Source organism: bacterium, from assembly GCA_040755795.1.
Classification (GTDB): Bacteria; UBA9089; CG2-30-40-21; order CG2-30-40-21; family SBAY01; genus JBFLXS01.
The window spans coordinates 1-3,036 of sequence record JBFLXS010000448.1 but is presented as its reverse complement, the minus strand read 5'-3'; the positions used below and the strand labels follow the sequence as shown (position 1 = coordinate 3,036).

Below are 3,036 nucleotides of genomic sequence, written 5' to 3'. Positions count from 1 at the left end.
TTTTCCACAATCAATTTCTACCTATTTCTATAAATTTCAATCTATTTCTATTATCTTATCTCCATATCACTCTTATCTCCTTATCCCCTTTCGGACACTTTTGATATATAGCCTGAACGGTTACAAACAGTCTAACAACCATTAAAAAATAAAGATGGGGAAGAAAAAAACTAAAAAGAAAAAAAATACATCAACTTTCTGGCAAAATATTTTTAGTCTAAAAGAAGAAATTATCTCGATAAAACCATTTGATTCCACAGAATATATTTGTGGGATTATTGTGTTTTTAGCTATCTTTTTGATTTATTTGAAAACCCTTACACCAGATATAGGATTTCATGATTCAGGAGATATGATACCTGCTTCTTTTCATCTTGGCATCTGTCATCCCCCAGGCTATCCTTTTTATAACCTTGTGGGAAAAACATTTTCAACACTCCTTGCCATAGGTAATATTGCGTATCGGTTCAATTTAATGTCCGCTATCTTTGCCTCTTTAGCGTGTATGATGGTGTATTTTATTACTTTAAAAATAGGAAGTAAAGAGAATAAACTCATCACTCATCTCTTATCCCTCATCCCTGCGGTGGTAGCAAGTTTTATGTTAGCATTTGCTGTTACCTTTTGGGAACAGGCAGTAATCGCCGAAAAATATGCTCTGAATGCCTTATTTGCCACATTGCTAATCTTCATCTTACTAAAGTGGGCAGAAGTAGTAACTATGGAGTGTGGAACAGGGAGAACAGAGGGAAAAACTCAAAACTCAAAACTCAAAACTCAAAACTATCTTTACCTCTTCGCCTTCACCTTTGGTTTATCCTTCACCCACCATATGCAAACAATCTACCTGGTCCCGGCAAGTATATTTTTCATCATCGCAGTTTGTTATAAATATAAAATATCTTCACTCTTCACTCTTTACTCTTTATTTAAACTTTCTTGTATATTCATCCTGCCATTATTTCTATATTTGTATCTTCCTATCCGTGCCGCTTTTCATCCACCACTCAACTGGGGAGACCCGATAACACTTCCTCGATTTATGGATTACATCACCTTAAAGGCTTATGCTCATTTTTTTGTCTCCTCTCCACAAGTCTGGTTGCAAAACCTCAAACATCATCTAACCCACTTTTTTACCCATCAATTTACCTTATGGATTGTCTGGTTAGGAGTGATAGGATTGATATTACTGATTGTCAAAAGAAAAATTACAGGTTTATTTTTACTTTTGATTCTTTTGACGGATATTGCCGCATCTATTCGATACGGTATTTCTAACATAGAGGATTACTACATTCCTGGTTTTATCATTTTCAGTATTTTTATTGGGTATGGAATTATGAGTATTGGAAAACTACTCTCATCTGTGGTCCGTAGTCCATTGATTATAACTCCGTTTATTTTTCTTCCCATCATTCCTTATACCACGCATCATTTTCATTGTAACCACTCTAATTATTTCTTTGCTCATGATTTAGCAGTAAGTTTATTAAAAAATTTAGATACAAATGCCGGGCTTTTCTTGAAAGGGGATGTAAATGGTTTTCCGGTATGGTATCTTCATTATGTAGAGAATACCCGCAGGGATGTAGCTTTGCTAGATACACCATTTTTATTTCAGGATTGGTATGCTCAGGAGATAAAATACAAATATCCGGAACTGGAATTTAACCTTTATCCAACACAAGGCACAGAATTAGGCAAAGCAAGGTTTGATGAAATCTTGATAAATAATTTTAATAAGCGACCTTTTTATCAATATTCAGACGAACCTATGCCCAAAGGTTTTACAACTATACCAGTTTGGTTTTTCCTCAAGATATTAAAGACTGACACCTCCAAGGTAACGATATTAAAAGAATTAGAAAAAGGTGCAACGGAGATGGTTTTGCGTGGCGTAGATAAGTTAGAGGTTTCAAAAGATGCAAAGGCGTTTGATGTCATTCGCAATTGTGCGGGAGGATATAACAATCGGGGAAATAACTATCTAAGTATGGGGATGAATGATGAGGCAATTGAAGAACTTAAAAAATCAGCTAATATTGACTCCAATTTACCCATAGTCTATTACAATCTTGGTCGGGCTTATTCTAATAAAAAAATGGTAAATGAGGCGATTGTTAATTTCAAAAAGGCGGTTGAATTAAATCCCAATTTTAAAGATATTCACCGCACCATCGGAGGACTTTATGAAAATATGGGCAAAATCGATAATGCAATATTTGAGTATCTTCAAGAGGCAAAAGCCTTTCCCTCAGTTGAATTATACACCACATTAGCGCGACTTTATTATGGAAAAAAACAGATTGACAAAGTCATCGAACAATGTCAAAATATACTTCAATTAGAACCAGATAATTACGAGGCACGAAAAAACTTAGCCTCGCTTTATTTTAGTCAAAAACGATTTTTAGAGGCACAAAGGGAATTTACAACACTTCTCAGTAAGTATCCAAATGATAACTATGCTCAAAATATGCTGATGACAATTCAAAAAACTCCATAACAACATAAGCATTCTTCAATATAAAAAATTCCGACCTGTATGGTTAGGATTAAGCTGCCAGTTTGAACTCTATATGTAACTATTCACCGCAGAGACGCGGAGACACAGAGAAAAAATTAAAATCTATTGGCTATACACTTAATTCCATTTCTAATAGACCTGGACCTAATGTCTTATGTATTTCAATTGCTGCACCAATAATTTTTTTCTGTTATCTGATTTATTTCCATGTTTTCTCTGTTCCTCTGCGTCTCTGCGGTGAATAGTTACAAAAATTGAAATTAATAGAAACTAATAGAAATTTATGGAAATTTGTTGTTTCCCACAATCAATTTCTACCTATTTTTGCTTCGCAACATTCTTCGAATTCTATAAATTTCGACCTGTATGGTTAGAAATTATGTAAGCGTTCAGGTGGTGTAACAAAAGGAGATGTGGAGATTAAGGAGATAGGGAGATATTATTAAAAAAATTGAAATTAATAGAAACTAATAGAAATTTATGGAAATTTGTTGTTTTCCACAATC

1 protein-coding gene is annotated in these 3,036 nt (G+C 34.1%); it reads left to right on the top strand.

All coding sequences use genetic code 11. The features are described 5' to 3' along the window. Positions 1-154: 154 nt before the first annotated feature. Positions 155-2,509: a DUF2723 domain-containing protein gene (locus AB1414_18145; GenBank protein ID MEW6609336.1), complete on the top strand. Its 2,355-nt coding sequence runs from the start codon at positions 155-157 to the stop codon at positions 2,507-2,509. Positions 2,510-3,036: the final 527 nt, after the last annotated feature.